This window comes from Streptomyces sp. NPDC005574 (assembly GCF_040605435.1).
In the GTDB taxonomy this organism is placed as follows: domain Bacteria; phylum Actinomycetota; class Actinomycetes; order Streptomycetales; family Streptomycetaceae; genus Streptomyces.
The window spans coordinates 1-1,080 of the sequence record NZ_JBEXCW010000356.1; the positions used below are offsets into that span (position 1 = coordinate 1).

1 pseudogene is annotated in these 1,080 nt (G+C 61.3%); it reads left to right on the plus strand.

Annotated elements, in window-relative coordinates:
- Window positions 1–92: 92 nt before the first annotated feature.
- Window positions 93–827 (plus strand): annotated as a pseudogene (locus ABZT03_RS44720) (IS5 family transposase); the annotation flags it as partial.
- Window positions 828–1,080 lie beyond the last annotated feature (253 nt).

A 1,080-nucleotide genomic window follows, 5' to 3' on the forward strand; every position in this document is an offset into this window, starting at 1 on the left:
GCCCAGACGTCAACGTGCTCAGGCGCCACATCAACCAGCATGACCAGACAACGACATCAACGATCAGCAGTCACAAGATCTGAGGCTGTAGTACTGGGCAGCCGGCCAAGGTCGATTTACGGGACGTCTTCAACGCGATCCTCTATGTGAACCGCACGGGAATCCCCTGGAAGTACCTCCCGCACGACTTCCCGAACCATGGCACCGTCTATGCCTACTACGCCGCATGGCGGGACGAAGGGATCTTCGCTCAGCTCAATTACGACCTGACGGGACTGGCCCGAGTGAAGGAGGGACGCAAGCCTGAGCCGACCGCCTCCGTGATCGATACCCAGAGCGTGAAGACCTCCAGCAACGTGCCCCTGACCAGCCAGGGGACGGATGCGGCGAAGAAGATCGTCGGAAGGAAGCGCGGCATTCTCACCGACACGATCGGACTCATCCTCGCCGTGACCGTCACCGCCGCCGGCCTGTCGGAGAACGCCCTGGGAATCCGCCTCCTCGACCAGGCGAAGGAGAAGTATCCGACCATCACGAAGAGTTGGGTCGACACCGGCTTCAAGAACGCCGTCGTCGAGCACGGCGCCCGCCTCGGAATCGATGTCGAAGTCGTCAACAGAGACCCGGATATCCGCGGTTTCCACGTCGTGAAAAGGCGCTGGGTCGTCGAGCGGAGTATCGGTTGGATCATGATGCACCGCCGTCTCGCCCGCGACTACGAGACCCTCACCGCCAGCTCCGAAGCCATGATCCACATCGCCTCGGTCGACAACCTCGCCAGGCGCATAACGGACGAGACGACACCCACCTGGCGAGGAACTTACTAGGGCATCAAGGGTAATCTGCCTACTTCAAACGCCCTCTCAAGCACTTCAGCCGGTACGCCTACGGGGCGCCGAAACGGCCCAAGGACCAGCGCACCGAGGTGGTCAAGCTGGACTTCTGCGCGTGCGAAGTGCCGGAGCTGGTTGCGAAGATCGAGGGCCTGTAGATAGCCACTCAACATGCGTATGAGCGGGCAGTGTTGTGCCACTGCTGATGGCGATGGCGAAGTGGTGGGTGCAGGAGGATTGATCTCCG